13 protein-coding genes and 1 pseudogene are annotated in these 16,455 nt (G+C 57.3%); 9 read left to right on the top strand and 5 right to left on the bottom strand.

Going from position 1 to position 16,455, the window contains the following annotated elements; genetic code table 11:
* Positions 1-19: 19 nt before the first annotated feature.
* The gene (locus F8N12_RS09205; protein WP_150580185.1) at positions 20-604 is read left to right on the top strand and encodes a hypothetical protein; all 585 of its coding nucleotides are present in this window, start codon (positions 20-22) and stop codon (positions 602-604) included.
* Between the two features lie 115 nt (positions 605-719).
* Here F8N12_RS09205 and F8N12_RS09200 read toward each other — a convergent pair whose 3' ends face one another.
* Positions 720-1,448 carry a DUF3298 and DUF4163 domain-containing protein gene (locus tag F8N12_RS09200; protein WP_224787690.1) on the bottom strand — a complete coding sequence of 243 codons (729 nt, stop codon included), beginning with the start codon at positions 1,446-1,448 and terminating at the stop codon, positions 720-722.
* A 36-nt stretch (positions 1,449-1,484) separates the two neighbouring features.
* A pseudogene (locus F8N12_RS28210) lies at positions 1,485-1,664 on the bottom strand (HNH endonuclease); the annotation flags it as partial.
* A gap of 751 nt (positions 1,665-2,415) precedes the next feature.
* Here F8N12_RS28210 and F8N12_RS09190 point away from each other — a divergent pair.
* The 4 genes from F8N12_RS09190 (at position 2,416) to F8N12_RS09175 (ending at position 8,198) form a co-directional block, all read left to right on the top strand.
* On the top strand, positions 2,416-2,721 hold the full coding sequence (locus F8N12_RS09190) for a DUF3077 domain-containing protein (protein WP_150580183.1): 306 nt from the start codon (positions 2,416-2,418) through the stop codon (positions 2,719-2,721).
* A gap of 745 nt (positions 2,722-3,466) precedes the next feature.
* Complete coding sequence (locus F8N12_RS09185) at positions 3,467-5,062, top strand: BCCT family transporter (RefSeq protein WP_224787683.1); 1,596 nt, start codon at positions 3,467-3,469, stop codon at positions 5,060-5,062.
* Between the two features lie 110 nt (positions 5,063-5,172).
* The gene (locus tag F8N12_RS09180; RefSeq protein WP_150580182.1) at positions 5,173-7,182 is read left to right on the top strand and encodes a CocE/NonD family hydrolase; all 2,010 of its coding nucleotides are present in this window, start codon (positions 5,173-5,175) and stop codon (positions 7,180-7,182) included.
* A gap of 83 nt (positions 7,183-7,265) precedes the next feature.
* Positions 7,266-8,198 (top strand): LysR substrate-binding domain-containing protein, encoded by a 933-nt coding sequence (locus F8N12_RS09175; RefSeq protein ID WP_150580181.1) that lies wholly within the window; start codon positions 7,266-7,268, stop codon positions 8,196-8,198.
* A gap of 104 nt (positions 8,199-8,302) precedes the next feature.
* Here F8N12_RS09175 and F8N12_RS09170 read toward each other — a convergent pair whose 3' ends face one another.
* The 3 genes from F8N12_RS09170 to F8N12_RS09160 are packed head-to-tail and all read right to left on the bottom strand — an operon-like array spanning position 8,303 to position 10,169.
* Positions 8,303-8,698 carry a hypothetical protein gene (locus F8N12_RS09170; protein WP_150580180.1) on the bottom strand — a complete coding sequence of 132 codons (396 nt, stop codon included), beginning with the start codon at positions 8,696-8,698 and terminating at the stop codon, positions 8,303-8,305.
* Positions 8,695-9,669, bottom strand: coding sequence for a hypothetical protein (locus tag F8N12_RS09165; RefSeq protein ID WP_150580179.1), 975 nt, complete (start codon positions 9,667-9,669; stop codon positions 8,695-8,697). Before F8N12_RS09165 ends, F8N12_RS09170 begins: the two co-directional genes overlap by 4 nt.
* A gap of 11 nt (positions 9,670-9,680) precedes the next feature.
* Positions 9,681-10,169 carry an Hcp family type VI secretion system effector gene (locus tag F8N12_RS09160; protein WP_150580178.1) on the bottom strand — a complete coding sequence of 163 codons (489 nt, stop codon included), beginning with the start codon at positions 10,167-10,169 and terminating at the stop codon, positions 9,681-9,683.
* A gap of 669 nt (positions 10,170-10,838) precedes the next feature.
* Here F8N12_RS09160 and F8N12_RS09155 point away from each other — a divergent pair.
* Genes F8N12_RS09155 through F8N12_RS09140 form a run of 4 tightly spaced genes read left to right on the top strand, consistent with a single transcriptional unit; the run spans position 10,839 to position 15,971 of the window.
* The gene (locus tag F8N12_RS09155) at positions 10,839-11,315 is read left to right on the top strand and encodes a formate dehydrogenase subunit gamma (protein WP_150580177.1); all 477 of its coding nucleotides are present in this window, start codon (positions 10,839-10,841) and stop codon (positions 11,313-11,315) included.
* Positions 11,312-12,874, top strand: coding sequence for a formate dehydrogenase beta subunit (locus F8N12_RS09150; RefSeq protein WP_191623136.1), 1,563 nt, complete (start codon positions 11,312-11,314; stop codon positions 12,872-12,874). Before F8N12_RS09155 ends, F8N12_RS09150 begins: the two co-directional genes overlap by 4 nt.
* Positions 12,871-15,753, top strand: a complete 2,883-nt coding sequence (gene fdhF / locus F8N12_RS09145) for a formate dehydrogenase subunit alpha (RefSeq protein ID WP_150580176.1) — start codon at positions 12,871-12,873, stop codon at positions 15,751-15,753. Before F8N12_RS09150 ends, fdhF begins: the two co-directional genes overlap by 4 nt.
* A complete protein-coding gene (locus F8N12_RS09140; RefSeq protein WP_150580175.1) occupies positions 15,750-15,971 on the top strand; it encodes a formate dehydrogenase subunit delta in 222 nt (73 codons plus the stop codon). Before fdhF ends, F8N12_RS09140 begins: the two co-directional genes overlap by 4 nt.
* Positions 15,972-16,455: the final 484 nt, after the last annotated feature.

Here is a 16,455-nt window from a genome sequence, read left to right as displayed (position 1 = left end):
ATATTCAAAGGAGAGAATAATGCAATTTGCAGTGGCACTAATAGAGTACTTGATATCTGGAATCATCGCATCGATATGGGTTTTAGCGATAATCACAAACTACATCAAACTCCCACTGGACAGCATCAAAGATTACAAGGAGATATTCGTTATAGTCTACTTCCCTGTTGCCTACATACTTGGCATATACGTCGATACGACATCTTCGTTCTTGATAAGACGAATCAAGGAACTGGGGTGCATGCTCGGATCATACAAGCCTTGCTCCAGAATTATAAAATTTTTTTTACCGGCTTATGTATTTCTTGTAGGCAAAGCCAAACCGGACTCGTATGAACGAAGCGCAGAAGTTCTTGCGCACTCAATTCCAGACGCGGTTAGAACGATGGAGGCATATGTAAGTAGAGATCGGATTGCACGTGGAGCAGCGCTGAATGCATTTGCAGGCGCTACTACTGCTTTTTTTTATGCGCCATCTGAAATTATGACTCCAGTACTTGTCGGGTGTTTATTGATGCTGGCATACTCTTTGCTTATGTATAAAAGATTGCGACGCCTTTCATCTCGATTCAAAAAGGTAGTAATTTCTAAAATAAAAAAATAACCACGAAATAAAAGGGGGACGGATCTATCTTAATACTATCGGTTTATTAACACCCCCCCCACACCCACTCCCCCCTAGTGACTTTAGTATCTGTAGTACCTAGACGGAGATGCGTTCACGAAGTACTAACCTCCATGTCTGCAATCGCTTTGGGATCGCAGAAAGGGGCAATCTCATAGAAGCTCACCCAAATCCTCTGCTCTCCTTCTGCATAACAGGCAATTCTGTACTCCGGAAAGGTAAACGTGAGGCCGTTTTGCTCTATATTGAACAGAGAAAAGTTTTCCAAGGTTGGTTCGGTTCCCGTGATGAGCCAGTCTGCCTCGTAGCGACCGGTGCCTGCCAATTTTTGACGGATATGGTCAGCTAGAACTGGGAGTCGGGTGATGTCGCCAAGCAAATACTCCAAGGTAATTGGATTGAATGGCCTCAACAAATAGTTGAGTACTCGAGTACTTCGCCCTCCATGTGCAGCACCTGAATAATAGTAATCAATAGTGTACCTGATGCTGATAATTCGATCATCTCGGCGAATAATTAGATAATGACCATCCAACAGGTTTTTTATATGGGATAGCGGATATTCCGCGACTGACTTGTCGGAGTCATCACTCTTCTGAGTCTCTTGAAAGGAGGCGAGAAGCTCGCACCCCCAAGCCTCAATATTTCTTGAGACTATGCGTTCTACCACAGACGGAAAGTCAGGAAAGTCAAATTGAAAAGAGAAACCAGGAGTTCCGTGACTCTCATCCTTAATTCGACGACGGAGTTCGATAACATCTGCTTGGAAAGTACCGTTGTCGTGTATCCCAAACTCCTTGGCAAGATTTTCCTTGTAAATCATTAGAGATTTGCGATCAATGTCCCCATTATGAGCTCGACGATGGCAAATAGGGCAAAGTGCAATCAGGTTCAAATATTCGTGAGTTTGACAGGTTTCCCACGGAACGATGTGGTGTATATCGAGTTCAGTCTGATTGCATCGGGGTATGGCACAGCGGTGACCACATTCGACTAAAACAGCGCGCCGGATCTCTGCGGGTATGGCGGGTCTAGCCAAGGGATACCTCTCTGAAAAAAGCAACGAGACATTGAATTAGAGGGCCTGAAAATACGCCTTCCCTCGGAGACTGTCGATATCTGACTTAGGTCTATAAAAAACGAGATAGTTTAAGCTTTCTGATCTTACAGATGAACGAAAAGGTAGCCTACCCCTTACTTTTTCCAAATTTCCTTCTATAGACACCACACGAACCATTAGTTGAGAGCAGCCTCTTTTTATCGCATTCAGCTTCATTGGCTTTTCGAGCATTCGCTGCGTGCAGGACTAGAGTCAGAAAAGGAGAGATTGGGCGACTCCGACCTAACGGTGGAGTTATTTGCTGCGATAGTCAAAAGACGCGATTGTCAGCCGCAGAACTTGAACGCAGGGCTACGAAGGTTGCAGGAGAGGAAGCTGCACGGTACCCTCCCACCGTCGCTGCAAATTCAGCGACCGGGTGTGGAAACCCGCGTAAATCAAGGCGCAACAGCGCCCCAATCACGTTTGCCGGCGCTATTTTTATGCCAGCAGCGTGAGTTATGGCGGCTGTGCGTGGGACGTCTTCGGGCGTGCCGGTTTCCTTGATTACCGGTTTTCCACCCTGCGCACAGCTGTCACCCATTCGTGTGGAAACGAACGTGGCAGCTCCCATATCAAGGAGTTGGATAATGCGCAGCATCAAACCGTACGAAGTTTGGCTTCCCCCTTTACGCAGTTCCCAATCGCATACCGCCCTCCCCCATTGCCTCTCCATCCCCGGAGGTGCCCAATGACCGACCAACCAAAGCTAACAACCATCGGCCTAACCCCCGCCATCTACTGCGGCGATCAAGCCCTCTTCCACGTTACTTGCAACGTCCCACTCGGCGATGCATTAATCATGGCGTCCGATTTCCTCTTCCTCGCGAAAGCACTCACCAAGGATGCGGCTTACCCAAGCGACACGAATTACCACGCGTGTGCTGCGCATTACCTGACGGCGATGGGTATGGCGGTGGTTGATGATGTGCGGAAGGTGGTGGAGCGGGATCAGGCTTGCGGGTCGGACGCTAAGCGGACCGAGGGTGACGGCTGACATTTAATCTCGCTGAAGTCTGTGTGGTGTGGGTTGCTTGTGATGGTGGTAGTTGAGTCAGCATTTATGTTGGCTGGGCTGGCGTCATCGCGGGCAAGCCCGACTCCCACAGGATCCACAGGACCCACAGGGATTGTGGTGGTTTGGCGGGCATTGTTTGGCTGTTTGATGTGAGTGGGTTTTAGGTTCGGCTTTGGGATTTTTGTTGTTTGGGTTGGCGCTATCGCCAGCAGGCTGGCTCCTACAGGGGTTGTGTGTGGGGGCTGGTGTTCAGGATCCGCCTCGAGACATTTCGGGACTTTTTGAGTGTTCGGATTTGGGTGATTTGGCTTTAGGTTTGAAGCTGATAACTACTCGCCCCCCTTTACCTTGATCCCGTTTTTCTGAAGTAGTGATCGTTCGAGTTGCCCGCCAAAATCTAGAAGGCCTTGCATTGCGGGGCCTTTTTTTCGTCTGTGGATAACATGGATGTAGCAGCATCCAAAACTCACAACGCTTGATCTCCATGTCTGAGCGATATGACATCTGAACCGCACGCCATCCCCCATGACCTAACCCCGCTACCCCATGACTTCCGGGAATACCCCCATACCCATTCATCGATTGCACCCTGTATCGAATAAACGTTTATCTAAGCCCCAGCGAAGACACAAACCGAATCACCCGCAGCAACACGCTGCCCGGTTCGCTCCTAAAAAATGCCTTTAAAGGCGATAAGAATAATCAGTCTGGGGAATCGCACGATATGAAGTATCCATTGCGGCCGTTGGTTTTTTGGCCAACGTTCCTGATCTTGCTGGCAGCGGTGATTGCCAGTTACGTCGACCTGAATGCTTTCCTTGCGGTGAGCAAACAGCTCAACACGATGATCCTCACGAATTTCTCCTGGCTGTTCAGCGCGGGCTCTTTCGCGATGGTGGTGCTGACTGCGATTGTGTACTTCTCGCCGTTGGGCAAGGTGCGCATCGGCGGCGAGCAGGCCCAGCCGTTGCTGAGCAAATGGCGCTGGTTCATGGTCGCGCTGTGCACCACGCTTGCCGTCGGTGTTCTGTTCTGGACCACGGCCGAGCCGCTGTATCACCTGTATTCCCCACCTTCCAGCATGGCGATCGAGGCGGGTTCTTCGTCGGCCAAGACCTTCGCGATGTCGACGATGTTCCTGCACTGGACCATCACCCCTTATGCGATTTATCTGGTGCCTTCGCTGGTGTTCGCGCTGGTGTTCTACAACCTGCGCGCCAATTTTTCCATTGGCTCCATGCTGCAACCATTGCTGGGTGCTGCACGAGTCAAACGCTATGCGGGACTGATCGACACCCTGGCGATGTTTGCGCTGGTCGCGGGTATGGCGTCCTCTCTGGGCACCGGCGCGTTGACCCTGGCCGGTGGTTTGAGTCAGTACATCGGCGGTGACACCACACCGCTGCGTCTGGCGATCATCATTGGCGTGATCGTCATCACCTTCGTCGCCTCGGCCGCCAGCGGTTTGCAGCGCGGCATCGTGATGCTGTCGTCATTCAATACCTGGATCATGCTGGCGCTTGGGTTGTTCGTGCTGCTCTGCGGTCCGACCCTGTTCATGATCAGCCTGGGCGTCGAATCCCTGGGCGTTTACCTGGACACTTTCTTCAGCCGCAGCCTCTTCACCGGCGCCGCGAGTGGTGACAGCTGGCCGCAAAGCTGGACGATTTTCTACTGGTCGGTCTGGTTCGCCTGGGCTCCGGTCAGTGCTTTGTTTCTCGGCAAGATCGGTCGTGGCTACACCGTCCGCGAGTTCATCCATATCAACATGCTTTACCCGGCGCTGTTCACCGCGCTGTGGATCTGCATTTTCTCCGGTTGCAGCCTGTACTTCGACGCGCTGGGCGATGGCAGCTTGAACCGTGTGCTCAACGAGCAAGGCGTCGAGCATGTGCTGTACCAGATGTTCCAGCAGTTGCCGGCCAGTGGCCTGATGGTCGCCTTCCTGTTGTTCATTGCGTTCATTTCTTTCGTCACCGCAGCGGACTCCAGCACCGACGTGATCTCCAACCTGTGCAGCAAGGGCGTCACCGCGGATTCGGATCTGGACGGTAACCCGATGCTCAAAGTGGTGTGGGGCGTGATCATCGGGACGGTGTCCTGGGTGATGGTCGCCTTCGTCGGGATCGACGGGGTGAAGATGCTGTCCAACCTGGGCGGATTGCCGGGAATAATTCTGGTGCTGCTGGCCAGTACCTCACTGATCTACTGGCTGAGGAATCCGGCGCTGCTGGACGTGAAAACCGTCCCTGTCAGCCAGGCCACCCGAGCCCGGGAGATGCCCGTCGGCGCCACCCCAACGCCGGAGCTCTCGCGCTAAAACCGGATCTGGCCTGACCCCTTCCCCTTTCAGCAAGCGCCTGCCTCCCCGTACATGAGGGGAGGCATTGGCTCGCGATCAAAATCTTGAATATTGCTTTGGAGTCTCCGATGGAAATCATCACCGAGTTTGCCCACACGGTTCGTGAAATCGAGCACTGCCTGATCCCGTTGCGCGATGGCACTCAACTGGCTGCGCGCATCTGGCTGCCAGAAGCGGCGGGTGAGCAGGCGTTCCCGGCGATCCTTGAGTACCTGCCTTATCGCAAGCGTGACGGCACTGCCGTGCGCGATGCGCTGACCCACCCGTGGATGGCCGGTCAGGGTTACGTGTGCATTCGCGTGGACATGCGCGGCAACGGCGAGTCTCAAGGCCTGATGGCCGACGAGTACTTGCTGCAGGAACAGAATGACGCGCTGGAAGTGATCGAGTGGCTGTGCCAGCAATCCTGGTGCGACGGCAACGTCGGCATGATGGGCATCTCGTGGGGCGGCTTCAACGGCCTGCAAGTGGCGGCACGTCAGCCTGAAGCCCTGAAGGCGATCATCACGCTGTGCTCCACTGATGACCGTTTTGCCGATGACATCCATTACAAGGGCGGCAACCTGCTGATGGAGAACTTCGGCTGGGCGGCGACCATGCTCAACTTCAGTGCGGCGGTGCCCGATCCCCTGCTGGTGGGCGATAGCTGGAAAGGCCTGTGGCAGGAGCGTCTGGACGCCATGCCGTTGCTGGCCGAGACCTGGCTGCAACACCAGACGCGCGACGACTACTGGCGCCACGGCTCGGTGTGTGAGGATTACTCGGCGATCAAGGCGGCGGTCTACGCCGTGGGCGGTTGGGGCGATGCGTACAAGAATGCCGTACCGCGCCTGATGGAAAATCTTCAGTGCCCGAAAAAAGCCATGATCGGGCCGTGGATTCACAAGTACCCGCACTTTGCGGTGCCCAACCCGGCCATCGGTTTCCTGCAGGAAGCCAAGCGCTGGTGGGATCACTGGCTCAAGGGTATCGACAATGGCGTGATGGACGACGCCGCGTGCACGTTTTATCTGCAAGATGTACTGCCTCCCAAGGGCAGCTACGCCGAGCGCCCGGGCATCTGGGTCCAGACCACCGGCTGGCCGGACCCGCAGATTCAATGGACGGACTTCAGCCTCGATGATCAAGGCCTGAGCCCGGGCCAACAGTCGTTGAACGCCTCACGCAGCGTCTGTTCACCGCTGACTACCGGGCTGCATCAGGGCGAGTACTGCGCGATCTGGTTCGGTCCCGATGGCCCGACCGATCAGCGCCGCGACGATGCCCAGTCCCTGTGCTTCGACTCGCCACCGCTGACCGAGCCACTGGCGTTGCTGGGGGATGTACGCCTGAAGTTGCGCCTGAGCAGCGACACTGCCTGTGGACAACTGGTCGCCCGACTCAACGCCGTCGCGCCGGATGGTCAGGTCAGCCAGCTCACCTATGGCGTGCTGAACCTCAACCTGCGCGACGACTTCGCCCAACTGACGCCGCCTGTGCCGGGCGAGCCAATGGACGTCATGTTGAGCCTGGATCAGGTAGGTGTTCGACTGCCGACCGGTTACCGATTGCGCCTGGCGCTCAGTACCGCCAGTTTCCCGCTGCTGTGGCCGAGCCGCGAACTGACCACCCTGACCTTGTTGCCCGGGCTGCAAAGCGTGCAGTTACCGGTGTTCACCGGCGACGCGGTGGAATGCCCGTTCGACGCGCCGCAAAGTGCGCCACCGGCAGCTTTGGAAGTCCTGCGCGCAGCCGCGCCCAAGCGCACCCTGATCGAAGATGTCAGCAGCTGTGAAGTGTGCGTGCGCATCGAAGACGATCTGGGGGCGGTGCGCTTTCTCGACCATGGCTTGTGGGTCGATCAGCGTTGCACCGAGGAGTACCGAACCTTGCCGTGGGACCCTCTGTCGACGCGGGCCGATATTCAATGGCAATACCGCGTCGGGCGCGAGCAGTGGTCGGTCGAAGTCGATAGCAGCCTGCACCTGCGCGCGGATGACCAATGGTTCTACGTGGAGGCCGAGCAGGTGGCACGGGAGAACGGCGAGCAGGTGCATCACCGCCAGTGGAGCAAACGCGTCGCCCGGGTCGCACTGTGAGGCCGGGAATGGCAGGATGCTCCGGAATCTGATTACCGGTCGACCCCAGTTCGCTGGGGTTACCTCTTGCCAGTGGATACCTCATGTCGCGCCGAAACGTCGATCTCCCACCGCTCAACTGTCTGCAGACCTTTGAGGCCGCCGCCCGTCATTTGAGTTTTACCCAGGCGGCCCACGAGCTGAACCTGACTCAAAGCGCGGTCAGCCGACAGATCAAGCGTCTGGAAGAAGACCTGGCGCGCCCGCTTTTCCACCGTCTGGCGCTGGGTATCAGCCTGACGCCGGCCGGCGAGCGTTACTTCCGCACCATCCAGCGCCTGTTGCGCGAGCTGGATCGCGAATCCGCCGAACTGCGCCGTCGTGGTGCGGATCGGCAACTCACCCTGGCGAGCACACCGACCATCAGTTCGATCTGGCTGGCAGCGCTGTTGCCGCACTTCCAGAGCCAGCACCCGGACCTGGACATCCGCATTCTGTGCAGCGAAAGCCCGAGCCACCTGGACGTCAGCGAATACGACTTGGGCCTGTTCTATCACCTCGATGAATTGCCCGCGCCCCATGGTCTGGAGCTGTCACCGGTGTTTGAAACCGAGGAGGTCATCGCCGTCTGCAGCCCCGGTTATCTGCAGCGCCGAGGCGAGATTCGGGACGCGCAACACCTGCTCGAAGCCCATACCCTGCTGATCGTGGAAGACCACTACCACGACTGGCTGACCTGGGCCGACTGGTTCTCCGATGCCGGCGCCAGCTACCACAGCCCAAGGCACGCCTTGCGCACCAACAGCTACCAATTGCTGATGCAGTCGGCGGTCATGGACCAAGGGGTTTCCTTGGGCTGGAAAAGCCTGCTTGAAGGCGAACTGGCGTCAGGCCGCCTGCAGATGGCATTACCCCACAGCATGCGCAGCCGTGGCCGCCTGTACCTGATGCAACCGCACCACCGTAACCCGCTGCCGGCCGTTCGCAGTTTCCAGCACTGGTTACTGGCGCACGCCGACGCGTTGAAAACCCCCTGATATCCACACCTCGCGTAGCCTTCAACTGCCGCCATGAACCTGACTTTACTGACGCTTCCCTGATAAATGCCTACGGTCATCGCGTGCTTTACAGGTGGTCAACACTAGTGACCCGAAGATAATAAAAAGGGGAATTTAACGACAAAAAGCCAGAAAATTAACATTGAAAAAAACAGCACGTAAGCAAAAATCCATGGAGCTAATAATTTTCTCTTCAGGTCCAATGGCAAATTCAACAATTCATCTTTTTCGATCAGGCCACGCCTCTCGCATAGCCTAGGAATCAAGAACATCAATGCGATTGCACCGCTTCTTAGAACCTTGCCAACCAAACCAAAGCCTGAAAAAACCACGCGATTATTCGCTACAAACTTGCTCTTACTTAAGTAACCTTCCACTAACTCAGTACATAGATGAGAGAACACCAGCATCCAGAAAATTGTTAGGCACGTTAAAAAAAATATGGTTACAGCTATAACAGCCAAAGCAATATCACTCATTCGGGCAGGTACTCATAAACAATTTCACCCGCCCACTCACCAGCTCCTTCGCCAAATTCACCTCCAGCCCACCCGCCGAGACCACTCCCAACGACAGCACAAGCGAGCGCACCAACGCCACCGGTAATTATTCCAAAGGCCACAGCGCATCCTAAAACAGCCGTAACACCTCCAACGGTGCCACCCAAAGCACCAAATGCAAGGCCACCGGATAATTTACCGCCTTCGACATATTTAGCTTTTCGGCATTCCGTTTCGCGCCCGGTAGAGCATGCGGCATAGATAGATGAGCTTGCGCCGGCCACACTCAGGCCAACACCCACGTAAGTACCTTTTTTCAGTATATTCGAAGCTTTCGCCACACCATTGATCGTTTCGGCGTAACCCGTTATGACCCCTGAGTGCAAATAGCTTCTTGTGGATATTCCAAGCATATCCTTTATAGAGCCTTGGTTTCGAAGGCCTGTCCCATATTTAGCGAAACCTTTCATTTGGCCGTCTAGCTTTTCAAATAGCACCCTGCGCTTTTCTATGAAGTCCTCCCGACTCCGACCCCCTCCGTTTTTTAGGTGATCGCGATGAGCCACTTCAATATCCTCAAGTGTCTTCTTGATGCCATCCAGGTGCCTACTCCACGCGCCGCTCACGCTACCCACCCCGAGCGATGTGTACCCAAGTAGTTTTTTTATGAGTTCATGATTATCAATTAAAAACCCATCACTTTGCATCCCGTTGACCATGAGTGCCATGTGAACTTCCATCGCGCGCCCCATGTAAAACGCTTCTTCACTCGTACAAGAAGCCGTTGAATCATCACCTACAATTATTATCTCGCCAGGCAGCACTACTGAATTGACAACATGTGAGTTCAACGCATCAAATTTAGACATGGAATTTTTTCCAAGCTGTAACGTCGACTTTAGATACGAATAAGGCTGCATGAGTGAATTTATAAAAATATTTGTCGGCATGAGTGGTTACCTCAAGCGTATTTTTTATTGCTGATTCGATCCCAACCACCCGCCACGTTACCTCCACCGGCTCCATCCGTTCTTTTTTGCTGGGTGTAGACGGTTTTAATACGACCGTAATTCAAACTAATGCATTCTGTAGGCACGCCATCATTGGCGGTTTGTGCATAACTCGATACGATGACTTCTTCCAGCGTGATCTCAAAGTACTTCTGCTTCTCGCCTCCAGCGCGATGCAGCTTCAGTACAACTTCCTTGAAGTGGTCCCCCGCACAACTGGCCTCGATGAGCTTACAGCTGGATTTGTCCAGATTTTTGGTGAACGTGAAGTCACTAACGGTCGTGCGCCCCGATGAGGCGCCACCTGCTGAACTGGCTGTAGCTGAAGCGCTTTGATGAGTGCCGAAGTTGTATCCGGTAATTTCTATCCAATCCTTATGTTGTTCATCAAGGGCTTCGCCTGGAATACCTTCGATTTTGATGAAAGCGTCAAACGCCATGAGGCCGCTCCTTGTCATTGCCTGGTTATTAAGGGAGTGAAAAATCTACGCCATTCGGAATCAGCGATGTCTCATTCAGCCATCGCCAAAAAAAGAATCAGATGCTTCCGATTCTGTTTTGGCATTTGGATGTAGGACGTTTCCACGCAGCAGGCACTGGAGTGGGTTTGGGATGCATCTTCAGCATTTATACTGGTTGGGCTGACGCTATCGCCAGCAGGCTGGCTCCCACAGAGGTTTGTTTGGGTGGCCGGGATTTGGGATGCAGTGGAAAGAACAGCGCATCTGCTCCGCAAAACTGCTCACGCTTCTGACGCTTCTTCTCACTCGTAATGCTTGGTATACATCAAGCATCGACAGGCCTTTGGTTCGTTAGTCCGGCGGGTAAACGCTTCTCGCGCGACTCATCTAGACTCATTGGACAGTCGTGGAAAGGACCGAATACGTCGCTTTTGTGCAGAGGATTCAAAGGTGGCGTGGCAAGCTGCGATTTATGCCCTTCAACAGGTGCGGCGAAGACCGTGCCGGGCACAACAAGATGCCCGTTCAGGGTGCCCTGGCCACCGGCCTGAAATTGCCACGATACCGTGACGTGGTGTGAGTGCCGCAGCCGACACTTTCGGACGAACGACAACCGCCTGGTTTGTCCGTGACCGTGAGGAATGCTGTATGCCTGATGAGATGTTGCACCTGCCAATGGTCAGCAGTCTGCTGGAGCGTCACAAAAGCTCCCCCGGTGCGCTGTTGCCCATTCTTCATGAGATTCAGGCGGGCATTGGTTACATCCCCGATGCCGCCGTCCCCGAAATTGCCCACGCGCTCAATCAGAGTCAGGCGGAGATTCGCGGGGTGATCAGCTTTTACCATGACTTCCGTACTGCGCCGCCGGCGCGGCATATCCTGCGATTGTGCCGCGCCGAGTCGTGCAAGAGTCGCGGTGCCGAGCAGTTGGCGGCGCAGTTGCGCGAGCGTCTGCAGCTCGATGATCACGGCAGTAGCGCCGATGGCAGCATCAGTCTGCGCCCGGTGTATTGCCTCGGCGCTTGCGCGTGTTCGCCCGCGCTGGAGCTGGACGGTCGGGTGCATGCGCGATTGAGTGCCGAGCGACTGGATGCGTTGCTCGACACTTGTCGGGAGGACGCATGATGCCGCGTTTCTATTTGTCCGGTGATTCGATTGCGCGGGCGGTGGGTGCCGATGAGGTGGCGGTGGCGTTCGCCGCTCAGGCTGAGCAGCGCACCCTGCCGCTGGAATTTCAGCGCACCAGTTCGCGCGGCCTCTATTGGCTTGAGCCGTTGCTGGAAGTGGACACCCCGCAAGGCCGGATTGGTTTCGGGCCGTTGACGGCGGCTGATGTGCCGTCGCTGCTGGATGCGTTGCAAAGCGAGCCTTCTACCCATCCATTGGCGTTGGGGCTGGTGGAAGAGATGCCGTACCTGAAGACGCAACAACGCCTGCTGTTCGCCCGCGCCGGCATTACCCGGCCGCTGTCGCTGGACGATTACCGGGCCCACGACGGGTTTGAGGGTTTGAAAAGGGCCATTGCCATCGGTGGCGAACAGACTGCGACCGAAGTTTTCGATTCAGGCCTGCGTGGCCGGGGCGGTGCGGCGTTCCCGGCGGGGATCAAATGGCGAACGGTGCGCGCCACTCCGGCGGTGCAAAAGTACATCGTGTGCAACGCGGATGAAGGCGACTCCGGCACTTTCGCCGACCGCATGCTGATGGAGGGCGACCCGTTTCTGCTGATCGAAGGCATGGCCATTGCGGGAATAACCGTTGGCGCAAGCTACGGCTACATCTATGTGCGCTCGGAATATCCCCAAGCCGTGGCCACGTTGAACGAAGCGCTGGAGCTTGCCCGGATCAACGGCTATCTCGGCGCCAATGTCGGCGGCAGCGGTCAGGCCTTTGACATGGAAGTGCGCGTCGGTGCAGGCGCTTATATCTGCGGTGAGGAAACCGCGCTGCTGGATTCGCTTGAAGGCAAACGCGGCATCGTCCGCGCCAAGCCACCGATCCCCGCGTTGCAAGGCTTGTTCGGTCTGCCAACGCTGGTGCATAACGTGATAACGCTCGCCTCGGTGCCGCTGATCCTGGCCAAAGGCGCGCAGTTCTATCGCGATTACGGCATGGGCCGTTCGCTGGGCACGATGCCGTTCCAACTCGCTGGCAACATCAAGCACGGCGGATTAGTGGAGCGCGCGTTCGGCCTGACCCTGCGCGAACTGGTGGAAGACTACGGCGGCGGCACCGCCAGTGGTCGTCCGCTGAAAGCTGCTCAAGTCGGCGGCCCACTCGGCACCTGGGTGCCGCCGTCGCAATTCGACACGCCGCTGGACTACGAAGCGTTCACCGCCATCGGTGCGATGCTCGGCCACGGCGGTGTGGTGGTGGCGGATGACACTTTGGACATGGCGCAGATGGCGCGCTTTGCGATGCAGTTCTGCGCCGAGGAATCCTGTGGCAAATGCACGCCCTGCCGCATCGGTTCGACCCGTGGCGTCGAGGTGATTGATCGCTTGTTGGCCGCGCCAGACCAAAGCGCTCGCGATGAGCAGGCGCTGGTCCTCAAGGACCTGTGCGACACGATGCAATACGGTTCGCTGTGTGCCTTGGGCGGCATGGCCCCTTTCCCGGTGGCCAGCGCCCTCAAATACTTCCCCGCCGACTTCGGTCTGCAGCCCTCGGAGGCCGACCAATGATCACTCTCTTCGACCCGAAAACCGACATCGATCTCGGCACACCGGCGCGCGACAGCCAGGTGCAGGTCACGTTGAATATCGACGGCCGCAGCATCAGCGTGCCCGAAGGCACATCGGTGATGCGCGCTGCGGCGCTGCTCGGCACTACCATCCCGAAACTGTGCGCCACCGACAGCCTGGAAGCGTTCGGCTCCTGCCGCATGTGCCTGGTGGAAATCGACGGGATGCGTGGCTATCCGGCCTCCTGCACCACGCCGGTGGTTGCAGGCATGAACGTGCGCACCCAGACGCCGAAGCTCGCGACCCTGCGGCGCAACGTGATGGAGCTGTACATTTCCGATCACCCGCTGGACTGCCTGACTTGCTCGGCCAACGGCAACTGCGAGCTGCAAACCGTCGCCGGCCAGGTGGGTTTGCGCGAGGTGCGTTATGGCTACGAAGGCGACAATCATCTGGCCGACGTGAAAGACACCTCCAACCCGTATTTTGATTACGACCCGAGTAAGTGCATCGTCTGCAACCGCTGCGTGCGCGCCTGTGAAGAAACCCAGGGCACCTTTGCCCTGACGATCACCGGGCGCGGGTTCGAGTCGCGGATCGCGGCGGCCGGTGGCGATAATTTCCTTGAGTCCGAGTGCGTGTCCTGCGGCGCCTGCGTGCAGGCCTGCCCGACCGCGACGCTGATCGAAAAAAGCGTGGTCGAACTGGGTCAGCCGGAACACAGCGTGATCACCACCTGTGCGTATTGCGGTGTGGGGTGTTCGTTCCGCGCCGAGATGAAAGGCGACACCCTGGTGCGCATGGTTCCGGATAAAAACGGCCACGCCAATCACGGCCACTCCTGCGTCAAGGGACGCTTTGCCTGGGGCTACGCCACTCACCCGGATCGCATCACCAAACCGATGATCCGCAAGCACATCAGCGACCCGTGGCAGGAAGTCAGCTGGGATGAAGCGGTGACTTACGCCGCCAGCGAATTTCGTCGGCTGCAGCAAACATACGGTCGCGACTCGATTGGCGGGATCACCTCCAGTCGTTGCACCAACGAAGAAACCTATCTGGTGCAAAAGCTGGTGCGCGCCGCGTTCGGCAACAACAACGTCGACACCTGTGCGCGGGTTTGCCATTCGCCCACCGGCTATGGCCTGAAACAAACTTTGGGCGAGTCGGCCGGTACACAGAGTTTCGACTCGGTGATGCAGGCCGATGTGATTCTGGTGATGGGCGCCAACCCCAGCGACGCCCACCCGGTGTTCGCTTCGCAACTGAAACGACGCCTGCGTGAAGGCGCGCGGCTGATCGTCATCGACCCGCGCCGGATTGATCTGGTGGACTCGGTGCACGCCCGCGCCGAACTGCACCTGGCGCTGCGGCCGGGCACCAACGTCGCCATGCTCAACGCGTTGGCGCACGTGATCGTGACCGAAGGCCTGCTCAATCAGGCCTTCATTGATGCGCGCTGCGAGGGCAGCGATTTTGCGCGCTGGAGCGAAATGGTCAGCCGCGCGGACAACTCGCCGGAAGTGCTGGGCCCGGTCTGCGGCGTCGACCCTGCCGACATTCGAGCCGCCGCGCGATTATACGCCGGTGCCGGTAACGCGGCGATCTACTATGGCCTGGGCGTCACCGAGCACAGTCAGGGCAGCACCGCAGTGATGGGCATCGCCAACCTGGCGATGGCCACCGGCAACATCGGCCGCGAAGGCGTCGGCGTCAACCCGTTGCGCGGGCAGAACAACGTGCAGGGTTCCTGTGACATGGGCTCCTTCCCCCACGAACTGCCTGGCTACCGGCACATTTCCAACGAAGTGGTGCGCACGCAATTCGAACAGGCGTGGAACGTTACCCTGCAACCCGAGCCGGGGCTGCGCATTCCCAACATGTTTGAAGCCGCGCTGGGCGGCAGCTTCAAGGGTTTGTATTGCCAGGGCGAAGACATCGTCCAGAGCGACCCGAATACCCAGCACGTGACCGCGGCGATGTCGGCCATGGAATGCGTGGTGGTGCAGGATATTTTCCTCAACGAAACTGCCAAGTACGCCCACGTGTTCCTGCCGGGCAGCTCGTTTCTGGAAAAAGACGGCACGTTCACCAACGCCGAGCGGCGCATTTCACGGGTGCGCAAAGTCATGGAACCGCTGGGCGGCAAGGCTGATTGGGAAGGCACGGTGGCGCTGGCCAATGCCTTGGGTTACCCGATGAATTACCAGCACCCTTCGCAAATCATGGATGAAATCGCCAGCCTGACGCCGACCTTCAGCAATGTCAGCTACGCCGAACTGGAGCGCCACGGCAGTCTGCAATGGCCGTGCAACGCCGCCGCACCGGACGGCACGCCGACCATGCACATCGAGGAGTTCGTGCGTGGCAAAGGACGGTTCATGCTGACGGGCTATGTGCCCACCGAAGAGAAGGTCAACAGCCGTTATCCGCTACTGCTGACCACCGGGCGCATCCTCAGCCAGTACAACGTCGGCGCGCAAACACGGCGGACCGACAACGTTGCCTGGCACGCTGAAGACCGTCTGGAAATCCACCCGACCGACGCCGAGAGCCGTGGCATCAACGAAGGTGACTGGGTCGGCATCGGCAGCCGCGCCGGGCAGACCGTGCTGCGTGCACGGATCACCGAACGCGTCGCCCCGGGCGTGGTGTACACCACGTTCCACTTCCCGGAATCCGGGGCCAACGTGATCACCACGGACAACTCCGACTGGGCGACCAACTGTCCGGAGTACAAGGTCACCGCCGTGGAAGTCAGCCGCGTCTACCACCCTTCCGAGTGGCAGAAGCGCTATCAGGCGTTCAGCGATGAACAGGACCGGCTGCTCAAGGATCGTCGTCAGGCCCGTGGCGCGAAAGCGGAGGTCCGCCGATGAGCACTGCCAACCTGGTCAAAATGGCCAACCAGATCGCCAATTATTTCGCCAGCCAGGCGGACCATGAACAGGCGGTACTCGGCGTGCGCAACCACCTGCAAATGTTCTGGGCGCCGAGCATGCGCAAGGAATTGCTCGCGTGGCAAATCGAGCATCACGGCGCGGACTTGCATCCGCTGGCGCAAGAGGCGGTCAGCGGGGCGGGTTGGGGGGCTTGACGCTTTCAAGCCTGGCCTGAAACCTGTGGGAGCGAGCCTGCTCGCGATGGCGTCAAGTCGGCCAACAGTGATGTTGAATGTACTGGCCTCTTCGCGAGCAGGCTCGCTCCCACAATAGGCTGAGTCGAACTCGAATTAGAGTAAGCATCCAGACACTGTGGGAGTGAGCCCCACACTAGGCAGAGTCGAATCCGAATTGGAGTACGCATCCAGACACTGTGGGAGTGAGCCTGCTCGCGATGGCGTCAAGCCGGCCAACAGTGATGTTGAATGTGCTGGCCACTTCGCGAGCAGGCTCGCTCCCACAATAGGCATAGCCGAACCCCAACTGGAGTATGCGTCCAGACACTGTGGGAGCGAGCCTGCTCGCGATGCGTCAAGTCGGCCAACATTGATGGTGAATGTGCTGGCCTCTTCGCGAGCAGGCTCGCTCCCACAATAGGCATAGTCGAACCCGAACTGGAGGACGCATCCAGACACTGTG

The sequence above is a fragment of the Pseudomonas fluorescens genome (assembly GCF_902497625.1).
GTDB classification, from domain to species: domain Bacteria; phylum Pseudomonadota; class Gammaproteobacteria; order Pseudomonadales; family Pseudomonadaceae; genus Aquipseudomonas; species Aquipseudomonas fluorescens_BQ.
The sequence above is the reverse complement of the archived record's forward strand: the minus strand, read 5'-3'. Positions and strand labels throughout refer to the sequence as shown.